Annotated in this window: 21 protein-coding genes; 4 read left to right on the forward strand and 17 right to left on the reverse strand. The window is 54.3% G+C overall.

The window, feature by feature from the left end; all coding sequences use genetic code 11:
- The first annotated feature begins 58 nt into the window (after positions 1-58).
- Positions 59-928 (forward strand): DMT family transporter, encoded by an 870-nt coding sequence (locus tag L971_RS11310; protein ID WP_024371560.1) that lies wholly within the window; start codon positions 59-61, stop codon positions 926-928.
- Here L971_RS11310 and L971_RS11315 read toward each other — a convergent pair.
- From L971_RS11315 to L971_RS11325, 3 genes are all read right to left on the reverse strand, one after another.
- Positions 923-2,302 carry an MATE family efflux transporter gene (locus tag L971_RS11315; RefSeq protein WP_024371559.1) on the reverse strand — a complete coding sequence of 460 codons (1,380 nt, stop codon included), beginning with the start codon at positions 2,300-2,302 and terminating at the stop codon, positions 923-925. The two genes, L971_RS11310 and L971_RS11315, sit on opposite strands and share 6 nt — an antisense overlap.
- A gap of 81 nt (positions 2,303-2,383) precedes the next feature.
- Positions 2,384-3,634, reverse strand: a complete 1,251-nt coding sequence (locus L971_RS11320; protein ID WP_024371558.1) for a U32 family peptidase — start codon at positions 3,632-3,634, stop codon at positions 2,384-2,386.
- Positions 3,635-3,644: 10 nt separating this feature from the next.
- Positions 3,645-4,544 carry a peptidase U32 family protein gene (locus L971_RS11325; protein ID WP_081977083.1) on the reverse strand — a complete coding sequence of 300 codons (900 nt, stop codon included), beginning with the start codon at positions 4,542-4,544 and terminating at the stop codon, positions 3,645-3,647.
- 146 nt (positions 4,545-4,690) lie between these two features.
- Between L971_RS11325 and L971_RS11330 the strand changes: the two genes are divergently transcribed.
- Entirely contained in the window at positions 4,691-5,485 is a 795-nt protein-coding gene (locus tag L971_RS11330; RefSeq protein WP_231557598.1) for an SDR family oxidoreductase, read from the forward strand.
- Positions 5,486-5,510: 25 nt separating this feature from the next.
- On the opposite strand, the gene L971_RS11335 is transcribed toward L971_RS11330, so the two are convergent.
- From L971_RS11335 to L971_RS11375, 9 genes are all read right to left on the reverse strand, one after another.
- The gene (locus L971_RS11335) at positions 5,511-5,816 is read right to left on the reverse strand and encodes a hypothetical protein (RefSeq protein WP_231557599.1); all 306 of its coding nucleotides are present in this window, start codon (positions 5,814-5,816) and stop codon (positions 5,511-5,513) included.
- 61 nt (positions 5,817-5,877) lie between these two features.
- Entirely contained in the window at positions 5,878-6,423 is a 546-nt protein-coding gene (locus L971_RS11340) for a hypothetical protein (RefSeq protein ID WP_024371554.1), read from the reverse strand.
- Positions 6,396-7,355 carry an ATP-binding cassette domain-containing protein gene (locus L971_RS11345; protein WP_024371553.1) on the reverse strand — a complete coding sequence of 320 codons (960 nt, stop codon included), beginning with the start codon at positions 7,353-7,355 and terminating at the stop codon, positions 6,396-6,398. The genes L971_RS11340 and L971_RS11345 overlap by 28 nt, the downstream gene beginning before the upstream one ends.
- Positions 7,318-7,992, reverse strand: coding sequence for a hypothetical protein (locus L971_RS11350; RefSeq protein WP_024371552.1), 675 nt, complete (start codon positions 7,990-7,992; stop codon positions 7,318-7,320). The genes L971_RS11345 and L971_RS11350 overlap by 38 nt, the downstream gene beginning before the upstream one ends.
- Entirely contained in the window at positions 7,970-8,380 is a 411-nt protein-coding gene (locus L971_RS11355; RefSeq protein ID WP_024371551.1) for a DUF4430 domain-containing protein, read from the reverse strand. The genes L971_RS11350 and L971_RS11355 overlap by 23 nt, the downstream gene beginning before the upstream one ends.
- Positions 8,377-9,291 carry a hypothetical protein gene (locus L971_RS11360; RefSeq protein ID WP_156111528.1) on the reverse strand — a complete coding sequence of 305 codons (915 nt, stop codon included), beginning with the start codon at positions 9,289-9,291 and terminating at the stop codon, positions 8,377-8,379. The genes L971_RS11355 and L971_RS11360 overlap by 4 nt, the downstream gene beginning before the upstream one ends.
- Positions 9,269-10,174, reverse strand: coding sequence for a ribonuclease Z (gene rnz / locus L971_RS11365; RefSeq protein ID WP_024371549.1), 906 nt, complete (start codon positions 10,172-10,174; stop codon positions 9,269-9,271). The genes L971_RS11360 and rnz overlap by 23 nt, the downstream gene beginning before the upstream one ends.
- 294 nt (positions 10,175-10,468) lie before the next feature.
- A complete protein-coding gene (locus tag L971_RS11370) occupies positions 10,469-11,599 on the reverse strand; it encodes a M20/M25/M40 family metallo-hydrolase (protein ID WP_024371548.1) in 1,131 nt (376 codons plus the stop codon).
- A gap of 172 nt (positions 11,600-11,771) precedes the next feature.
- A complete protein-coding gene (locus L971_RS11375; protein WP_024371547.1) occupies positions 11,772-12,770 on the reverse strand; it encodes an aromatic acid exporter family protein in 999 nt (332 codons plus the stop codon).
- A 78-nt stretch (positions 12,771-12,848) separates the two neighbouring features.
- Between L971_RS11375 and L971_RS11380 the strand changes: the two genes are divergently transcribed.
- Complete coding sequence (locus L971_RS11380; protein ID WP_047375883.1) at positions 12,849-13,922, forward strand: N-acetylglucosaminidase; 1,074 nt, start codon at positions 12,849-12,851, stop codon at positions 13,920-13,922.
- A gap of 99 nt (positions 13,923-14,021) precedes the next feature.
- Entirely contained in the window at positions 14,022-14,786 is a 765-nt protein-coding gene (gene fadH / locus L971_RS11385; RefSeq protein ID WP_024371545.1) for a 2,4-dienoyl-CoA reductase, read from the forward strand.
- Positions 14,787-14,823: 37 nt separating this feature from the next.
- On the opposite strand, the gene L971_RS11390 is transcribed toward fadH, so the two are convergent.
- From L971_RS11390 to L971_RS11410, 5 genes are read right to left on the reverse strand one after another with little or no spacing between them, the layout of a single operon-like run.
- Entirely contained in the window at positions 14,824-15,405 is a 582-nt protein-coding gene (locus L971_RS11390) for an HD domain-containing protein (protein ID WP_047375885.1), read from the reverse strand.
- Positions 15,405-16,079, reverse strand: a complete 675-nt coding sequence (locus L971_RS11395; protein WP_024371543.1) for a metal-dependent hydrolase — start codon at positions 16,077-16,079, stop codon at positions 15,405-15,407. The genes L971_RS11390 and L971_RS11395 overlap by 1 nt, the downstream gene beginning before the upstream one ends.
- A 41-nt stretch (positions 16,080-16,120) precedes the next feature.
- Positions 16,121-16,843 carry an amino acid ABC transporter ATP-binding protein gene (locus L971_RS11400; RefSeq protein ID WP_024371542.1) on the reverse strand — a complete coding sequence of 241 codons (723 nt, stop codon included), beginning with the start codon at positions 16,841-16,843 and terminating at the stop codon, positions 16,121-16,123.
- Positions 16,840-17,499, reverse strand: coding sequence for an amino acid ABC transporter permease (locus tag L971_RS11405; protein ID WP_029334811.1), 660 nt, complete (start codon positions 17,497-17,499; stop codon positions 16,840-16,842). The genes L971_RS11400 and L971_RS11405 overlap by 4 nt, the downstream gene beginning before the upstream one ends.
- Positions 17,500-17,555: 56 nt before the next feature.
- On the reverse strand, positions 17,556-18,344 hold the full coding sequence (locus L971_RS11410; protein ID WP_024371540.1) for a transporter substrate-binding domain-containing protein: 789 nt from the start codon (positions 18,342-18,344) through the stop codon (positions 17,556-17,558).
- Positions 18,345-18,446 lie beyond the last annotated feature (102 nt).

The raw sequence follows: 18,446 nt of genomic DNA on the forward strand, positions 1-18,446 counted from the left end.
TCTGTCATTTTACTATATCATTAGGATGATTACATACATACAAAAGGAGGACCATCGTTTGTCTTATCTCATTCTTTTTGCTGCCGTCTTCTTCTTGTCGACGAGCGTCCTCTTTGTCAAATGGACGTCCGCGCCAGCCGAGACGGCCGCTTTTTACCGCATGTTGTTCTCAAGTCTCATGCTGTTACCGTTTCTTGATTATCGTTCGCTCATCTCGTTACGGACGAACACCCGATACGCAATCGGGCTGAGCGGTGTATTGCTCGCCTTCCACTTTTGGTTATGGTTTTTATCGCTCGATTATACGACCGTCGCGAGTTCGACGTTGTTCGTCACGTCGAGTCCGATCTTTGTGTTGATCGGGAACGCGGTGTTCTTCAAAAAACGCCCGACATCGAAAGGGCTCACGTTCGCGCTCGTCGCCGTTCTCGGCGGCATGCTCGTCGCGGCCGGTGATTTCCAGCTCGGTCGGGACGCACTCATCGGGGACGCGCTCGCCTTAGCGGCCGCCATTTTGATCGCCGGCTACTGGCTCGTCGGTCAACACGTCCGGACCGAGATGAAGACGAACGACTATTCGTTCAGCGTCTATATCGTCGCCACGATCGTCCTCGGCTTTATGCTGCTCGTTCGCGACACGACGTTCGTCGCCTTCGAGACGGTCAACTGGTGGTACTTCGTCGCCCTCGCCTTTTTCCCGACGCTGCTCGGGCATAACTTATTCAATTATGCGCTTGCCCGTGTGAGCGCCACCGTCGTCAGCATCACTATCCTCGGGGAAGCGCTCTGGGGAATGTTGTTCGGCTTCTTCTTCTTCGAAGAACGGCTCGGTCCGTTCCAATTGATCGGGGCGGCCGTCCTGCTTGGCGGAATTTATTTGTTCCTAAAAGAAGACGCCCGCTCAGTCAGAACGGACGCCGTTTCATAAGTTTGTTGCTTTTTTGACTTCTTCTTCAGCCGGCCGGAATAAAAGTTTCCGGTCCCAAATCGCCATACCGACTGCCGTCAAAAACGTCATGGCGTCAGCGATCGGGAAAGCGAGCCAGACACCGAACACACCGAGGTAAGACGGCAAGATGAAGACGAGCGGGATCGTGTAGAGTGTCTGGCGCGACAACGACAAGAACATCGCCACTCGGGCTTTCCCGAGCGATTGGTAAATCCCGTTGACGAGCATCTGTACACTCGGTAAGAACGAGACGGCGAACAGGACGTGAATTGCCGTGACCCCGCCGGCGATAAGCGCCGCTTCATTCGTGAACATGCGCATGAGCGGGGTCGGGAACAGCTGAAGCGTCAACCAAATGAACACAGCGATGGCGATTCCGGCCCGAAGCGCCGTCCATATCGTCTCGCGCATCCGCTCAAACTGACGCGCCCCGAAATTATAACCGACGATCGGTTGCATCCCTTGGACAATACCCATGATCGGCATGCCGACGAGCGCCATAAACTTGTTGATGATGGCGAAGATGGCCAATTCTTCCGTCCCGCCATACGTTCCGAGCATGACGTTGACACAAACGAATAAAATGGATTGTGAGACCATCATGATGAACGAGGAAGACCCGATGGCCATGATCTCTTTCAACTCGCCGAACCGCAACCGAAACTTACGCCACTGGAAGTCGAGTGCGGTTCGGCGAGTTTTTGAAAAGAAGAAGCGTAACATGAGGATCGAACCGACGACTTGAGCGAGCGCCGTCGACCAGGCCGCCCCGTAAATGCCCCATCCGAACGTGAAGATAAAGAGCGGTGTCGTCACCAAGTTGACGACCACGGTCGTGAGCATCACTTTCATTTGATACGGCGCCTGACCTTCAGCCCGCACCATCGCGCTCGCCGCAATCGTGAACATGAAGAACGGTGAACTGATGAGCACGACCGATAAGTATTGTTGGCTCAGTTCCATGATCGCCGACGTCGCCCCGAAGACGGTCAAAATCGAGTCGAGCATGAAGAAAGCTGAGCTGACCGCGAAAGCGGCGAACACGCCGACGAGAACGAGGACGTTCATGAACGTGACGGCCGCACCGGCGTCGTCGCCTTTTCCGAGTTTCCGTGAGCTGATGGACGCGCCCCCTAACCCGACCGCACTCGAGACCGCCATCAAGATCATTTGAATCGGAAAGGCGATACCGATTGCCGCGACTGCTGACGCCCCGATGCCGCGCGCGACAAAAATCGTATCGATGATGTTATAGAGCGCCGTCACGAGCATCCCGATCATCGCCGGGAGAGACAGTTTGAACAACAATCGTCCAATCGGCTCGGTCCGAAGCTGCTCTGTATTTTGGTTCATCTTTCCATCCCCTCCATCTCTTATGGTAATAGGGTAGCAAGATTGAAGGGAACGGTCGACTATGTTGTCTTACGTGATGTGTCAGTTCCCGCTTCGGACGAGCTTGCCTGCGGCCACTTTCCGTTTTCGCATAATATAATCGGTCGCGACCGGTTCGGCGACTTTGATGTTGACCGTCATCATCGCTTGATGCGCCGTCTCGATCGGTGTACCGTCCTCATCCCACATCTCTTCGACACGTTGGGTGAAACGGACGAAGCCAGGACCAAAGAATTCAACTTCTTCACCGCGGCGGAAATGGTTTCGTTGTTCGAGCGTCGCGGTTTGTGTTTCTTCATCATAGGCGATGACACGGGCCGCGAACGCATATTGTGGGATGGCCCGCGGTTTGCCAAACAACTGCTCTTTTTCGGTCGGTGTCCCGTAGTAAAATCCGGTCGACAGCTCACGTTGCGCCGCTTTCCAAATTTCTTCTTCCCATGCCGGGTCGAATTCGAACGATTCCGGGTGATCGCAGTACGCATCGATGACTTTCCGATATACGTTACAGACGGTCGCCACGTAATGAATCGATTTCATCCGCCCTTCGACTTTCAAACTGTCGACCCCGGCGTCGACAAGATCTGGAATGTGGCGGACCATCGATAAATCGACAGAGCTCATCGAAAACGGTTCTTCATCCCGTGCCTCCATCTCCGGCGTCATCAGTTCGTCGGCCTCGAAGAACCCATATTTCCAACGACACGATTGGGCGCAGCCACCCCGGTTGGCGTCACGGAGCGCCATATGGTTCGAGAGTGTGCATCGACCTGAATACGAGATGCACATCGCACCATGAACGAACGTCTCAATCTCGACATCGGTCTGACGTTTCATCTCTTTGATCTCGTCCATCGAGACTTCACGCGCGAGGACGATCCGCTCCAAGCCTTCCTCCTGCCAAAACCGAAGCGTCTCATAGTTCGTGGCGGACGCCTGCGTCGACAAATGGACGGGCAATCCCGGTGCTTCTGTGAGACAGACTTCGATCATGGCCGGATCCGAGACGATGACGGCGTCGATGCCAAGGTCTCGTAGTGTGATGAAAAATTCCGCCGCCCCTTCGATATCCCCTTCATGCGTGACCATGTTGGCCGCGACGTACACTTTTGCTCCGGACGCATGGGCGAACGAGATGCCTTCCGCCATTTCCTCGTAACTGAAATTGCCGGCACGTGAGCGTAAACCGAACTGTTGCCCCCCGATATAAACGGCATCGGCGCCGTAATGGATTGCCATCTTCAACTTCTCTAAATTTCCTGCCGGTGCCAATAATTCTGGACGTTTTTTCATCGCTTTTCCCTCACTTGATCTCTTCTGGATTTCGTAACATGAGTCCCGTGCCAAGCCGGAACTGTTCAGGCTGAAGTTCGGCTAAGCGCCGCTCCATCTCTACGCGGTCAAACTTCGTGTTCAACAAGTGGGAGCGCGCCTGGCTGAACAAACCGACGATGTCGACGAACCGGTCCCCGGCATGCCACCCGTCGAGTTTCCACGTATGGAGCCCGTTTCGGAACAGTTCGGGCAGTTTCCCCATCAGCGTCAAATCTTCTGAAAAGATGTGCGTACCGTTGGCGTCCTCGTAGATCGGGTAACGGCTGGCGACATCGTTCGGTTCACTCATGTAGTATTCGCGTTGCTTGCCGCTGTCCGGCCGACCGATCTCATTGAAATAGTTCGTCAAGAGCGGCCGTTTCGAATGGTGGATACAAGTCGGCCCGTATACTTGAACTTCGACGGGCAACCCGAGTTGACGCTGGATCTGTTCGAGCTCGGTCAACGTCACTTCTCGGGCGACGACGGCACCGATTGCTTCCCGCTTCGCCCAAAATTGGATCTGTCGGGCCGATGTGACGAGCGTTTGAGCGTCATACCAATAGGGGATATTGGCATTACGGATCAACCGGATCGCACCCGGGTCTCCTGCCGTCACACTATCGATCCCGATGTTTTTGAGCTCGGCCAAATAGTCGGGTAACGACTCGATTTGATCGTTATGCATCATATTGTTGACGGCGACCGTCACTTCTTTTCCGTAACGATGGGCGAGGGCTGTGACTTCCCTCACAGCAGAGAGCGACCAGTCCCCTTTGTGACGTAAAGCGAACGTCGTCTCACCGACGACCAAACGGTCCGCTCCCGCCATGATAAGTGCTTCTGCCTGTTCGACGCTGTGCGCCGTAGTAATCAACTGAATCATCATCTCGTTCTCGTCTCCTGACTTTGTGAGTCTAATCACATTTTCTTGATAACTCTAGCACATGTTCGGATGTGTGAACGGGGCAGGAATTTAACAACTCGTGAAGAATTGAGTAACAATGTATGACATTTATAAAGGAGTGGACCCTATTGACTAAAACCGCCCTCATTACCGGAGCCTCGACAGGCATCGGGCTCGATCTCGCCGTATTGGCGGCTCGAGACGGCTTTGATTGTATTCTCGTCTCTCGAAACGAACCGCGCCTGCACGAGCTGAAAAAAGTGCTCGAAAAACGGTATCGTATCAATGTGCACGTCTTCGCCCTCGACTTGTCCGAACATAACGCCGCCAAACGCCTGACAGGCGCCATCGAAGACGCCGGCTTGACCGTCGACTTTTTGATCAACAACGCCGGCTTCGGCACGGCCGGAGAATTTATCGAACTTGACCCGGAAACCGAGGCTGAAGAGGTACGTTTGAACGTGAACGCGTTGACTGAATTGACGAAAACGTATTTGCCGGACATGGTCCGTCGCAACTACGGTTATGTGTTGAACGTCGCCTCCGTCGCGGCGTTTCAACCTGGCCCGTATATGGCGGTGTACTACGCGACGAAAGCGTACGTCCTGTCTCTGACCGAGGCGCTTCATGCCGAAGTGAAAGATACAGGTGTCCACGTCAGTGTCCTCTGCCCTGGACCGACCGACACGGGCTTCTTCAACCGAGCCGGCAGCGAGATGATGGTCTCGAAGATGCCGTCGCATCTCGTCGCTTTCTTCGGCTATAAAGGGGTCATGAACAACAAGCGCGTCATCATCCCAGGTGTTTCGAACCAGCTGCTCGTCGCCGCTGCGAAACTGATGCCGCGCGCGGTCAGCCTCGAGATTTTACGTCGTTTCCAAAAACCGACCGATGCGGCGGTCGAGCAAGTGCCGAACGCATAAAAAAATCGTAAAGCGCAGCTGCGCTTTACGATTTTTTTGGATGGGCCTCACGTGACAACCGAAACATCCGGACGAGAAAGACGCCGGCCGGAATCAACAGCATGAACGCCGTCGACAAAACGATCGACCAGCCGATCACCGTTTCGGCCGTCACACGCCGGATCGTCAATGCGGAGAGGAGATCAATATTTTGAACCGATAAGACGATCATGAGCGCCGGCCAGACGCTCGAGGCGAGCACCCCGATCATCGCATAGCGCGTCCGTAAGTATCGTCGTACGATGAAAAAGATGTGCAGCCCCATGAACAACAGTCCGATAAACAAAAACATACCTATCTCAACTAGATTGATGTATTCGCCCACGACCCATCACCTCGCCCTTTTCATTCATTTACCCTTCGTCACGCACAAATATGCGGACGAACAACTCCCGTAACACGATCAAAAAGAAGACGTTGCCGATCCCGTGAGCGAGATCAAACGGCACGCTCATGACGAGCAAGTTCAAAAAGTCGGTGCCGATCACTTCCGCATACGACAAGTTCGTCGTCCAACCGAACAAAAAGCCCGAACCGAGTCCGACGAGGCCAAGGAGGATCAAAGACTGCTTCAGTAGCGGCCGCAACATGACGACGACCGTCACGACGAGCAGCCACCCGAGAAACTGATACATCACGAACGGCCCGAGTCCGAGTAACAATCCGGACAACACCGGGACGAACAACGCGAGCATCGCCGCACTCGTCCAGCCGAAGTAAAGCGCGGTCATCATGATGAGCGCCGTCGTCGGTTGGACGTTTGGGATCGCGACGAACAACCAGCGGCCGATGACCGCCACGGCGAGCAACTGGGTCAGTACCGAAATCGGCGTCTTCGTCCGTTCAAATTTTGACATGAGCAGATAAGCCATCAAGACAGCGACGATGAATGTGACCATACGATACTCCGTTCTAGAAACTGTTCATAACTGCCGTCAAACACGATGCTGCCATTCGACAGGGACACGATACGGTCGGCGGCAGCGAGTACCGATGCGTCGTGTGTCGCACAGATGAGACACGCCGTACGGCTCTTCTCGACCAGCGCGGTGAGGAAATCCGCTCGTTCCTGATCGGTGAGGCCTACGGTCGGCTCATCGAGCAGAAAAAGCGGGGCTTCCGAAGCCAGCACCGCTTTTAACTGTTCCACACGTCGTTTCGGCGCGTCCGGGAACGGGCCATATTCTACTTCGGGCGGAAGATAGACGGGACGTGATGACAGCTTAAGTTTACCTTGTAGCGGTCTCACGCTTTTGGCCATCAGTTCGAGAAGCGTCGACTTGCCACTGCCGTTTGAACCGATGAACGCCGTCAAACCGGGACCTTCCGAGGCGAACGTGACATGTTCGACGGCATACACCGGTTGCAGCGGATGACGGTACGAGACGTCGCGAACGTCGACCGTGCCCGCCCCTCGCGATGAGACGACCGAAAACGAAGGGGGCGATCCCACCTCCCGGGCCCGCTCGGTATAAGCGATTTTCACACCGAGCCGTGCGAGCCGCTCTAGCAACATCGTCAAATGTTCCCGCCGATAACGGTCGAGATGACGGAACGGTTCGAATAAAACGAGGGCTTTCGGTCGATCGGTCAATGCATGGGCGATACGGACGAGTTGACGCTCTCCGCTCGAACATTCATCGAAACGCTTGTTCATCAAGTGATCGATTTGGAGTAGCGCCACGACTTCAGAACCTTGGAGTGCATCGTTCCCGATGACGAGCGAGGCGACACGTCCGGCGAGCGGCTCGGCAAGGCGCACAGCCTTCGCCCCGACCGCTGTCATCCAGTTTTCAACGTCTCGTGTATCCTCGGATGATAACCATTGCATCTCGCATCCCTCCTTTCGTCAAATATGGATAGAGGAGCCATAAGAGCGGCCAGCCTCCATACGTCGCCCCGAAACAGCCGGTCAAGACGGCGAGCGGGACGAGATCATGCTGTTCGAAGCGCCGTGAGAGCGGGACACGGTAGATCGGTTCTTGTCGCTGACTGTCGATGCCGACGACAACCGCCTCTTGCCAATCGCGAGGCGCGTGGCTCTTCAAAGACAAACGGATGGCCCGTTCCATCGTCGGAATGAGCGCCCACGCCCCGAACAACAGCTGCGTCGACCGCGGCCATCTGGCAAGGAACGGTAAAAATCGATCCAGTTTCAGAAAGCGGCTCACCCATACCATCCCGAACAAGAACGTCGCCAATTGGACGAGCTGACGTATGATGCGATGGAATGAGACGTCCCAACCGATCAACAACGGCGCCAACGAGATGAGCACGAACGCCAGCAGGACAACGGCCAACCCAAGCGGGAACCTGCGCTCAAGAACGAGAAGACCGACCAAGCCGATGAGCAGCCAAATCGACCCGTTCATGTACACGAGAACATACAAGTGTGCGATGAGAAAGAAAAGGAGCGTGACAGGATGTCTGCGCTCCCAATCAGCCTCATTCGAAGAAAGAAATTGCATCTTCTTCAAACCGCCATTGAATGATGTCTTCTGACTCGACTTCTTTCGCACCGGCCCCTTCATCCCCTGGGCTGCCGTTAAAGGCGTACACCCAACCTGAAGACTGCCCGGCCGATTTCTCTTCCACACCGTCGATTGCCGTGACGTACGTCATTTCGCCGCCGCCCACCGACTCGATGGCCAAGTCCGTCGCTTGCAAGGCGTCTAGGACTGTGGCGCCTTCATCGAGACAGACGCTCTTTTCATGGTACAGCGTCTCTTCTGTCGCCGCGTTGTAGACCGAAATGGTCGGTTCGACGGCACATTCGCTGTTCGTGCCGGTCGATGACGAATCCGCACAACCGGTCAGAAGTGGGATGAGTAAACTGAACGTGAGTAATCGCTTCATTGGTCTGTCAAATCCTCTCGTTGGTGAATGGAATAGTTATATAAAATGATGTAGCGTTCCCCGGTCGGCCGATTCTCTCGGGTAAGACCTGACAGCTGGATGCTGTTGGCGAGCACCGGGTCACGCTGGAGCCAGAACTTGACGATCCGGCCCTCTCGATTGATCATGAGCATCACCTCGTTCTCATACGTATACATGTCATACAATCCGTCAAATGACAGTTGGATGAGCGGTGCGTTCACTCGGTCGGCGAAGTCTTCCCACGCCGTGTCCTGAACAGCGCTCAACACACGTTCAAAATCGACGAGCTTCTCAAAGAACGCCCGACCCGATTCTTTATTCAACTCATCGACTTGCTGATAAGACAGTTCGCCGGTCTCATCATACGTGATCCGGATTTGTTGGAACGAACTGCTCCGCTCGACGAGCAACAAATACTCGAGTGATTGCAATTCTCCGTCACGCGTGAGCACCATCTTGCTCCGATCTAGCTTGATCGCCTCACCGTTGACACGGCGCATAATATGGTTCGTCATCCGGTCGAATGATTCGTCTTGGATCGAGACCGCCCCGATCTGTTGAGACTCGGCCCGGAACCCCGATTGGTCGAACAGCGGGACGAACAGCAGCACGATGAAAAAGAAGAACCCGACGAGAGCACCGTACCATTTATAACGGCTGTTCCGTTTCGGGAAAAATAAAAAAGAAAGTAAAAAACCAATCGGGATATGAAACCCGCCGATGGGGAACGAGACGATGCCGAGCAATGAATAAAATAAAAACTTCAAGAAAAACCGAGGTTCCGGTTCTTTTAACTGGTTCAATCGTACACCGAGCAACACGCTGATGACGATAAAACCGAGCCAGACGTAAAGTTGTATGGTCACATCAATCCCCCACTGTAAATTCATAGAAGTCGACTGCTACTTGGCTATTCGGAAAAGCGGCCTCCACTTCTGCCGCAAACTCCGATTCCCGGCCTTGATACCGCGCCGAGATGTGTGTGACGATCAATTGACCGACGCGAGCCGCCACCGCGAGCGAGGCAGCCTCGATCGTCGTCGAATGTCCGTATTGGCGGGCAAGCTTCGACTCGGCGCCCATGAACGTCGCCTCATGGACGAGCACGTCCGCGTCACGCGCGAGCAGTTCGGCGTTGGCACATGGCACCGTGTCACCGAGCACGGCGACGACCGCGCCTGCGACCGGTTCTGTGACGTATTCTTTAGCGTTGTACGTTTTCCCTTCAAACTCGAACGTTTCAACCTGTTTGATTTGACCGTAAATCGGTCCGTTCGGGATACCGAGCGCCCTCACTTTGTCGACGAGGAGCGTCCCTGGGCGAATCGGTGCCTCGATTCGAAACCCGTACGACGGAAAACGGTGTTCGAGTTTTTTCACCGTGACGCGATGGCCGTCTTGGAGAAATTCGTCTCCGTCCTTATACTCGATGATCGTCAATGGATACCCTAAATAAGACCCGGTCATCTTGAGCGTCACGTCGAGCCATTGCTTGATGCCTTTCGGACCATAGAGCGTGAGCGGTTCCGTCCCGGCAAGCGCCGAACGGGTCGACAAAAATCCCGGCAATCCAAAGACGTGGTCGCCGTGAAGGTGGGTGACCCAGACGGCCGACACTTTGCGCGGTTTCAGCGACGTATGCAACATTTGGTGTTGGGTCGCCTCCCCACAATCGATCAGCCACGTCTGTTTCGGCAACGTCAGCGCAAGGCCGGAAACGTTGCGCTGTTTCGACGGCATACCAGAGCCAGTTCCTAAAAAATGTAACTTCATAAATAATATTGTCCTTTCTTGTAGACCATTCCATGCTATACTTGACGTAATCGTTGAAAAAGGATGTGATCCGTGATGAACAAAGTTGACCATTCCGACACTTTATATAAAGTGATCCGTGAACGAGCGACTTCCTTAAATCGCAAACACCAACAAGAAGAAGGCACCTCGATCCGAATTCACGACATAGCGCAAGAACTCCACTGTACCGACGAACTCGTTCTCGAGTCATTGGAATTCGCCGCCTGAAAGCATGAACACATACGAAGAGCCGACGTGACGTCGGCTCTTTTTTTATGGCTTGTTCGGTGTGGCGACGTGCTTGGCGATCTCGACGACGTACTCGACGATTTTATACAATTCTGTGAGCGGCATCCGCTCGTTCGTCGTATGAATCTCTTCATAGCCGACACCGAGGTTGACGGTCGGAATGCCGCCACCGGCGATGACGTTCGCGTCAGATCCACCGCCCGAGTGCAAAATGCGCGTCGGACGACCTATCGAAGCCGCAGCCGTTTTCGCGATTTCGACGACCTCGTCTCCTTCCTCGAACTTGAAACCAGGGTACATGATGTCGATGTCGACTTCCGCGCGTCCGCCTAGTGCGGCCGCCGTCTCAACGTACGCCTGCTTCATCGCTTCCGCTTGCGCTTCCATCTTCTCATGGATGAGCGAGCGCGCCTCAGCGAACACTTCGACGTAATCGCAGACGATATTTGTCGCCCGTCCACCTTCGAATCGGCCGATGTTGGCCGTCGTCTCGGCATCGATGCGGCCGAGCGGCATCTTCGCGATCGCCTTCGCTGCGATTTGGATGGCCGACACACCTTTCTCAGGCGCGACGCCGGCGTGAGCCGTCTTCCCGAAGATTCGCGCATTCACCTTCGCTTGAGTCGGTGCGGCGACGATGATGTCCCCGACCGGTCCGTCCGAGTCGAGTGCGAAACCGTACTTCGCTTCGATTTTAGACAAATCGAGCACTTTCGCGCCGACAAGACCTGATTCTTCGCCGACCGTGATGACGAATTGGATCTGCCCATGCGGGATCTTCTCTTCTTTTAATACACGCACGAGTTCGATCATCGCCGTGAGGCCGGTCTTATCGTCCGCTCCGAGGATCGTCGTTCCGTCCGTGACGACGTAGCCGTCCTTGATGCTCGTCTTGATGCCTTTCCCCGGCGTGACCGTGTCCATATGGGCCGTGAAGTAAATCGGGTCGACGCCTTCCTTCGTGGCTGGAACGGTTATGATCAAGTTGTTCCCCGCATGATCCGTCTTCGTCGACGCGTCATCCTCATAGACGTCACAGCCAAGCTCAGTGAACACCGCTTTCAAATGCTCACAGATGACCGCTTCTTCTTTCGTTTCTGAATCGATGCCGACAAGCCCTAAGAACGTGTCGAGCACGCGTGTCTCATTTACCATAAAAACCATCCCTCCATCCAAACATTTCTTGGTCATTATACCAAACTCATGACGTTTGCACGAACGTTTTCCATTCTGTACAATGGGGACAAACGTGTAATGGAGGAACGACATGAGAAATAAACAAAAAAAACGACAACGGATCATCCAGATCGGCGTTGTCGTCATCGTATCAATCTTTTTGCTCAGCACGGTGCTCTCGAGCATGGCCATGTTCTTTTAACAGAAGAATATAGCGCTCTTTTAAAATCAAGTAGCTCTTCACATCCGACAAAATATTGAGCAACGACGAACGTACCTCAAATTCTTCACGTGACGTGGGGAGAGGTACGTTTTTTCGATAATGCTCGATCGTCGCATCGAGCTCACGGAGAAATGCCGAAGCGTCGGCCCGTTCATTCACATTGTCCCCGACGAGCCGGAGAAACGTCGCGACCGGCTTCGCCTCATCGACGACGAGCGTGATCTCGCGGGCGTTGTCGACGATCCGTTTCAGGATGTCGTATTGTCGTTCGCGCATCCGAAAGTAGAGATAGTCCATATCTTCGTTCCGTTTCCCAATTGAATTGCCCATCCTCCTAAGCGCGAGGTCTTTTCCTTGCTTCAAATAATCGCGCGTCTTCAACAGCATCATCGCATGGTCGTTATAGATCCCCGTCTCGACACAGGCGGCGATATCATAGAAATAGACGGCGAGCGCCCGGTCGATGTTCTCTTTGATGCGCTCGATCTCTTTGTCAAGCGTCGGCATATACATATTGACGATGAGCCCGACGCCTACCCCGATCGCGATCAACAACAGCTCGTTGATGAACAGTTCGATCGAGAATCGTCCTTCCGTATACAGATGCGTCAAGATGACGACGCTCGTAATCATCCCGTCCTGCAGTTTGAGTTGTTGTACGAGCGGGATAAACATGACAAAATAAAGTGTAAGCGTGGCTGGTGAATAGCCGAGGAGCGTGAACATGAGCGCTCCCATCCCGATGGCGAGCAGACTCGCCATGACCCGTTCGTAAGACGCTCGGAAGGATTTCTTCCTCGTCTCTTGAATACTCAGAATGGCGATAATGGCCGCGAACACGTAATAATCGAGATGAATCGTCTCGGCGATGAGCATCGCAATGCCGGCGGCGACTGCCGTCTTTAACGTGCGTGACCCGATTTTCATCGAATCCCCCCTTTCTCTTACAAAATTGTTAACTAGAATTCCCCGTTTGGCAATCCTTATGTTTGGAAGTGATGGAACATGAAGTCAAAACAGAATAAACGGATCCTCCCTTCGCTCCTCATCCTTGCGATCGCCGTCCTCGGCTTCCTTTGGCTCGAGCAACGTCCGAGCGGTACGTACACGGTCGAGACGTTCGTGGACGGCCAGACCGAGACACGACAGTTCGAGTCGCTCGCCGAGGCGAAAGCCTATATGGAACGAGGTGACCATCGGGCATTGGTCGGACCCGACGGTGAGGTCATCGACTTTACCGGTGCCGGCATCGCCGTCACCCCGACCGGACAAGTCACTTATTTGTTTAAAGACGCCGCCTTGTCTGAACGCCAATCGTACGTGGCTGGTGGCACAAGATTACGTCTACTCGAGCGAGGGCAAGACCACTTGAAAGTCAGCATCTCCGGGGCAGACGTATTTGTCCCGCTCGCGAACATGACGTTGTACCCGGACGCACTCGTGAAGAAACGTGGCTTTTATGAAGTACGTGATGGGGACGTGTACCATACGGTCGAGGCGAACGACAATCTTGCCGGCACGTTCCTCGTCGGTCCGGCGAACGGCACAGAAGAAGACCGTTACTACACCGAGAACGTCCGTGACGTGTTCGATTCACCGTACCAGTTCGCCTCCATCGCCTCGACGTCACCATACTCGGCGGCCGAGTTGAATCGGTTCCTCGAGACGTTATCGGACTCTCCGTTGAAAGGAAAAGGCGCTGCCTTTAAAGACGCCGAGTCGAAGCACGGGATCAACGCATTATTCCTCCTCGCCGTCGCCGGCCATGAATCAGGTTACGGCACATCCGCCATCGCCCGAGACAAGTTCAACTTGTTCGGCTTCAAAGCGACCGACAACGACCCGAGCGGCAACGCCGCGACATTCGCCTCGTTCGAGGATAGCGTTGACGCCGCAGCAAACTTGTTCGCCGAGAAATACGTGACCGGTGCTTATGCGAGAGGACCGTACCCAGGCAACAAACAGGAAGGCATCAACATCTTTTATGCATCGGACCCGTACTGGGGCGAAAAGGTTGCCGGGACGATGTATCGGATCGACCGTGCCTTAGGTTCTGCATATTATGAGCGAATCAAGTGATGGTGAAAGCCATCACTTTTTTTATTGCAGGAATTCCCCCGTCACATCAAGAATACATAAATGAACGACCATTCATTTTTCTAAAAGGGGGATTTTTTCATGAAAACGATTTGGATCACAGGCGGGTCATCCGGGATGGGGAAAGCGATGGCCCTCAAATTTAAACAGGAAGGTTGGAACGTCGCCATCAGTGGTCGGAACACGGAGCGGCTTGAAGAGGCGATGCGTGAGTTGGACGCAATCGAAGCCGGACGGGCGATGAGCGTCCAACATGATGTCCGTGACTATGACGGCTGCGCCGAAGCGTTAGACGCCATCACATCCGCCTACGGACAAGTGCATGCGCTCGTCAATAACGCGGCCGGTAATTTCGTCTGTCCGACGCTCGACTTGACACCGAACGGCTGGTCGAGCGTCATCGACATCGTCTTGAACGGCACGTTCAACTGTACACACGCACTCGGAAAACATTGGGAGACCGAACAGTTGCGCGGCGGTTCAATCTTGAACATGGTCGCCTCTTACGCTTGGCAAGCCGGACCTGGCGTCGCCCCTAGCGCCGCCGCGAAAGCCGGTGTCCTCAACTTGACGCGCACGCTCGCCGTCGAATGGGGCTATCAGTTCGGGGCACGCGTCAACGCGATCAGCCCGGGTCCAATTGAGCGGACGGGCGGCGCAGAGAAGCTCGCCGTCCACGTGAAAGAAGTCGAACGGATTCGTCGCAACGTGCCGCTCGGTCGTTTCGGGACACCAGAAGAGATCGCCGACTTGGCGTATTGGATGCTATCGGATGAGATGCGTTATTTGAACGGGGAATGCATCTCGCTCGACGGCGGGCATTGGCTCAATAAATATCCGTTTTAAAGCGAAACGGCCGAGGAGTCGAACTCCTCGGCCGTTTTTATATGTCCTCGCCCGTCCATTCTGCCTTGAACCGTTCGTGGAACGAGACGAGGAAGGCATGGCGCTCGCATGCGATTTGTTTCGCGCGAGGCGTATGCATGCCGTCCGCAAGTTTCAACAGCTTCTCCTCGAAGTGTGCGCTGGCGCTCGATTCCCCGTATAAAGCAGTGCCGCTTGCACCGGCATACTGAAACGTTCGGGCGATGCCGATCGCCCCGATGGCGTCGAGCCGGTCGGCGTCTTGCACGATCGCCGCTTCAAGCGAGGACGGTGCTATCCCTTTCGAGTAGGACGTCTCACCAATGACCGTTAACACGTGTCGGCTCAGCTCGCCCGGGACGTCGAGCGAATCGAGATGAGCCTTCACGAGCCCGGATGCCCGCCCTAGCTTATGGTCTTCGACGTCATGTAAGAGCGCCGAAAGCGTCACGACGAATCGATTGACCGCTAATCCTTCACTGAGCGATTCGGCCAGTCGCCTGACCCGCTCGAGATGTGCGACGTCATGTCCGGTATGGTCGTTTTCGTGCAGTTCCGCGACGAACCGTTCCGTCGCCGTGATGATTTCTTTGTACGTCATCAAATCTCGATCGTGCTGTTCGGTTCGATCAGCAGACCGCGCTGGTGCAACTGATCACAAAACGCACGTGCATCTTGTTTGATCGGCGGGAACGTATCGAAATGAATCGGGACGACCCGTTTCGCTTGTAGCCAATGCGCCGCGTCGAGCGCATCAGCCGGTCCCATCGTAAAGTTGTCACCGATCGGGAGGAAGGCGACGTCGATTTCAAACCGTTCCCCGTACAGCTTCATGTCCGAGAACAGTCCCGTGTCGCCCGCATGATAGACGGTGAGCGCGTTCGTTTCAATGATGAAGCCTCCCGGCATACCCATGTAAACCGGTGTATCGCCCATGTCGAGACTCGAGCTGTGAAACGCTTGCGTCATCGTCACGCGGCCGAACGGAAAGGCGTTGCCGCCCCCGATGTTCATGCCGTGGACAGAAAAGCCTTTCTTCTCGTAGTAAGTGGCGAGCTCATGTGTCGCGACGATGGTCGCACCGGTCTCGTTTGCAATCAACTCCACGTCCTCGATATGATCGAAATGGGCGTGGGTGAGCAGGATATAGTCAGCCGGTACGGTCGCCGGATTGACGTCCGTGTGCGGGTTGCTCGTCAAGAACGGATCGATGAGGACGTGCACCCCATCAATATTCAATAATACGGTTGCGTGGCCATAGTACGTGATCTTCATCATGATTCCTCCCTTAACTGGTGTCAGCTGGAACGTTTCACTTACAAGACTTTCTCTAAGAAGCGCTTCGCCCGATCGGTCTGCGGGTTAAGGAGCAGGTCGGCCGGTTTGCCTTCCTCCATCAGGATGCCTTCGTCGAGGAATAGGACGCGGTCGGCCACTTCGCGGGCGAAGCCCATCTCGTGTGTGACGACGACCATCGTCATCCCAGTCTCGGCTAGCCCTTTCATAACGTCGAGTACCTCATTGACCATTTCCGGGTCGAGCGCCGACGTCGGTTCATCGAACAACATGACGTTCGGTTCCATGGCGAGGGCCCGGGCGATGGCGACACGTTGCTTTTGTCCGCCCGATAATTGACTTGGGTAGGCGCTGATTTTTTCAGATAACCCGACCCGTTCAAGCAACTTCTTCGCCCGTTCGATCGCTTCGGCCTTGCTGATTTTCAACACGTTGATCGGGGCGTACGTCAAGTTATCGAGCACGCTCATGTGCGGAAACAGATTGAACTGTTGGAACACCATCCCGATCTGTTGACGGGCTTTTGAGACGTTGGCTCCTTTTTTCGTCAACTCGTAGCCATCGACCGTCACCGTCCCGCTCGTCGGGACCTCCAACATGTTGAGGCAACGAAGAAAGGTCGATTTCCCCGAGCCCGAAGGCCCGATGACAGCGACGACCTCCCCGCGCTCGATCGTCGTCGTAATACCTTTCAACACTTCTAATTCACCGAACTGCTTGTGTAAATCGTTAACTTGTATCATCTGCCATCACTCTTTCTAAGCCGTTTTTCAAGGCGCTGACCAAAGTATGTCAACACCATCACTATCGTAAAGTATATCACACCCGCGAACAGGAGCGGTTCGAAGTAGATCGCCTTTTGTCCGCCGACGATCTGTGCCCGACGCATGATGTCGAGAACACCGACCGTCGAGACGAGCGCCGACTCTTTCGTGAGCGTGATCATCTCGTTGACGAGCGCCGGTAAGATATTCTTGAACGCCTGCGGCAAAATGATGGACCGCAGCTGTTTCACATACGGGACGCCGAGCGCGTCAGACGCTTCCCACTGTCCTTTATCGACCGCTTGAATCCCGGCCCGGATGATCTCTGAGATGTACGCCGCCGAGTTGAGTGAGAAGGCGATGACGGCCGATTGATACGGTGTCGTGATGAAGCCTGTCAACTGCGGGAGACCGAAGTGGATGATGGCGAGTTGCAAGATGAGCGGCGTGCCCCGGAACACGGCCGTATACGCATGTCCGATAAAATTGACGAACCGGTTCGGGATGATTTTAAACGTGGCGATGACGATCCCGAGCGTGATCCCGAACAGCGCCGAGACGAGCACGACTTGAAACATGACAGGGATCCCTTCGAGAATATAAGGGATCGAATCATAAATCCGACTAAACTCCATTGTAAGTTCCTCCTAAAAAAGGCTGACTGATACATCCAGTCAGCCTCGTGCATGAATTATTCCGCTGGTGCGGCTTCTTCTTCGAACCATTTTTGAGCCAATTTCTCGATTTCACCGCTCGCAATCAACTTGTTCAACTCTTCGTTGAATTGATTGCGAAGCTCATCGTCTTTGCGGAATGCGGCAGCAGAGCCGGCTTCTTCCTCATCAACGATCTCAAATGTCGAAAGTTCGCTGTCTTGGTCGAGATATTTTTTCGCGACCGTGTCTTCGATGACCATCGCATCGATGCGACCCGTCTTGATTTCTTGAATGATCTCTGGAATTTTGTTCAAGGCGACGACTTCCGCGCCTTCGATCTGGTCTTTGGCGATCCCTTCTTGAATCGAACCGAGCTGGACCCCGACTTGCTTGCCGTTCAAGTCTTCAAGTGACTGGATGGCGTTTCCTTTTGACAAGATCAAGTTCTTCGCCGTGAAGTAGATGTCCGAGAAGTCGGCGTTTTCTTTCCGCTCTTCCGTCGGTGTCATCCCGGCCATGACGAAGTCGACGCGTCCGGCGTTCAGTGCCCCGAGGAGGCTTCCGAAGTCCATATCTTCAATCTTTAATTCATACCCCATGTTTTCTGCGACTTGTTTGGCGATGTCGATGTCAAATCCGACGATTTCATCCCCGTTCGCCGTGTCGACGAACTCGTACGGGAAGTAATCCGCGCTCGTGCCCATGACGATGACTTTGTCGTCGTTTGCCGAAGAAGATGACCCTCCTTCGTTGACGTCAGCGCCACATGCGGCCGAGAAAGCGGCAAGCCCCGCGATACATAATGCTAGAAAACCTTTTTTCATGATCATCGTTCCTTTCTCCATTGAGATGAAATAATCAGAACATTAACAAAATTATGACATATATGTGAAAATGACTCAATCGATTTTCGACTCATCACATGT

Origin of the sequence: Exiguobacterium sp. ZOR0005 (assembly GCF_000798975.1) — a bacterium.
GTDB lineage: Bacteria > Bacillota > Bacilli > Exiguobacteriales > Exiguobacteriaceae > Exiguobacterium > Exiguobacterium aurantiacum.

Coding starts and splice junctions, on each gene's coding strand:
- L971_RS11355 (WP_024371551.1), bottom strand. CDS start 8,380: ATGAAGCGATTACTCACGTTCAGTTTACTCATCCCACTTCTGACCGGT.
- L971_RS11375 (WP_024371547.1), bottom strand. CDS start 12,770: ATGAAAATCGGGTCACGCACGTTAAAGACGGCAGTCGCCGCCGGCATT.
- L971_RS11380 (WP_047375883.1), top strand. CDS start 12,849: ATGAAGTCAAAACAGAATAAACGGATCCTCCCTTCGCTCCTCATCCTT.
- L971_RS11360 (WP_156111528.1), bottom strand. CDS start 9,291: ATGAATTTACAGTGGGGGATTGATGTGACCATACAACTTTACGTCTGG.
- L971_RS11410 (WP_024371540.1), bottom strand. CDS start 18,344: ATGAAAAAAGGTTTTCTAGCATTATGTATCGCGGGGCTTGCCGCTTTC.
- fadH (WP_024371545.1), top strand. CDS start 14,022: ATGAAAACGATTTGGATCACAGGCGGGTCATCCGGGATGGGGAAAGCG.
- L971_RS11400 (WP_024371542.1), bottom strand. CDS start 16,843: ATGATACAAGTTAACGATTTACACAAGCAGTTCGGTGAATTAGAAGTG.
- L971_RS11315 (WP_024371559.1), bottom strand. CDS start 2,302: ATGAACCAAAATACAGAGCAGCTTCGGACCGAGCCGATTGGACGATTG.
- L971_RS11340 (WP_024371554.1), bottom strand. CDS start 6,423: ATGGTCACATTCATCGTCGCTGTCTTGATGGCTTATCTGCTCATGTCA.
- L971_RS11320 (WP_024371558.1), bottom strand. CDS start 3,634: ATGAAAAAACGTCCAGAATTATTGGCACCGGCAGGAAATTTAGAGAAG.
- L971_RS11325 (WP_081977083.1), bottom strand. CDS start 4,544: ATGATGATTCAGTTGATTACTACGGCGCACAGCGTCGAACAGGCAGAA.
- L971_RS11395 (WP_024371543.1), bottom strand. CDS start 16,079: ATGAAGATCACGTACTATGGCCACGCAACCGTATTATTGAATATTGAT.
- L971_RS11370 (WP_024371548.1), bottom strand. CDS start 11,599: ATGGTAAATGAGACACGCGTGCTCGACACGTTCTTAGGGCTTGTCGGC.
- rnz (WP_024371549.1), bottom strand. CDS start 10,174: ATGAAGTTACATTTTTTAGGAACTGGCTCTGGTATGCCGTCGAAACAG.
- L971_RS11345 (WP_024371553.1), bottom strand. CDS start 7,355: ATGCAATGGTTATCATCCGAGGATACACGAGACGTTGAAAACTGGATG.
- L971_RS11350 (WP_024371552.1), bottom strand. CDS start 7,992: ATGCAATTTCTTTCTTCGAATGAGGCTGATTGGGAGCGCAGACATCCT.
- L971_RS11335 (WP_231557599.1), bottom strand. CDS start 5,816: ATGTTTTTGTTTATCGGACTGTTGTTCATGGGGCTGCACATCTTTTTC.
- L971_RS11405 (WP_029334811.1), bottom strand. CDS start 17,499: ATGGAGTTTAGTCGGATTTATGATTCGATCCCTTATATTCTCGAAGGG.
- L971_RS11390 (WP_047375885.1), bottom strand. CDS start 15,405: ATGACGTACAAAGAAATCATCACGGCGACGGAACGGTTCGTCGCGGAA.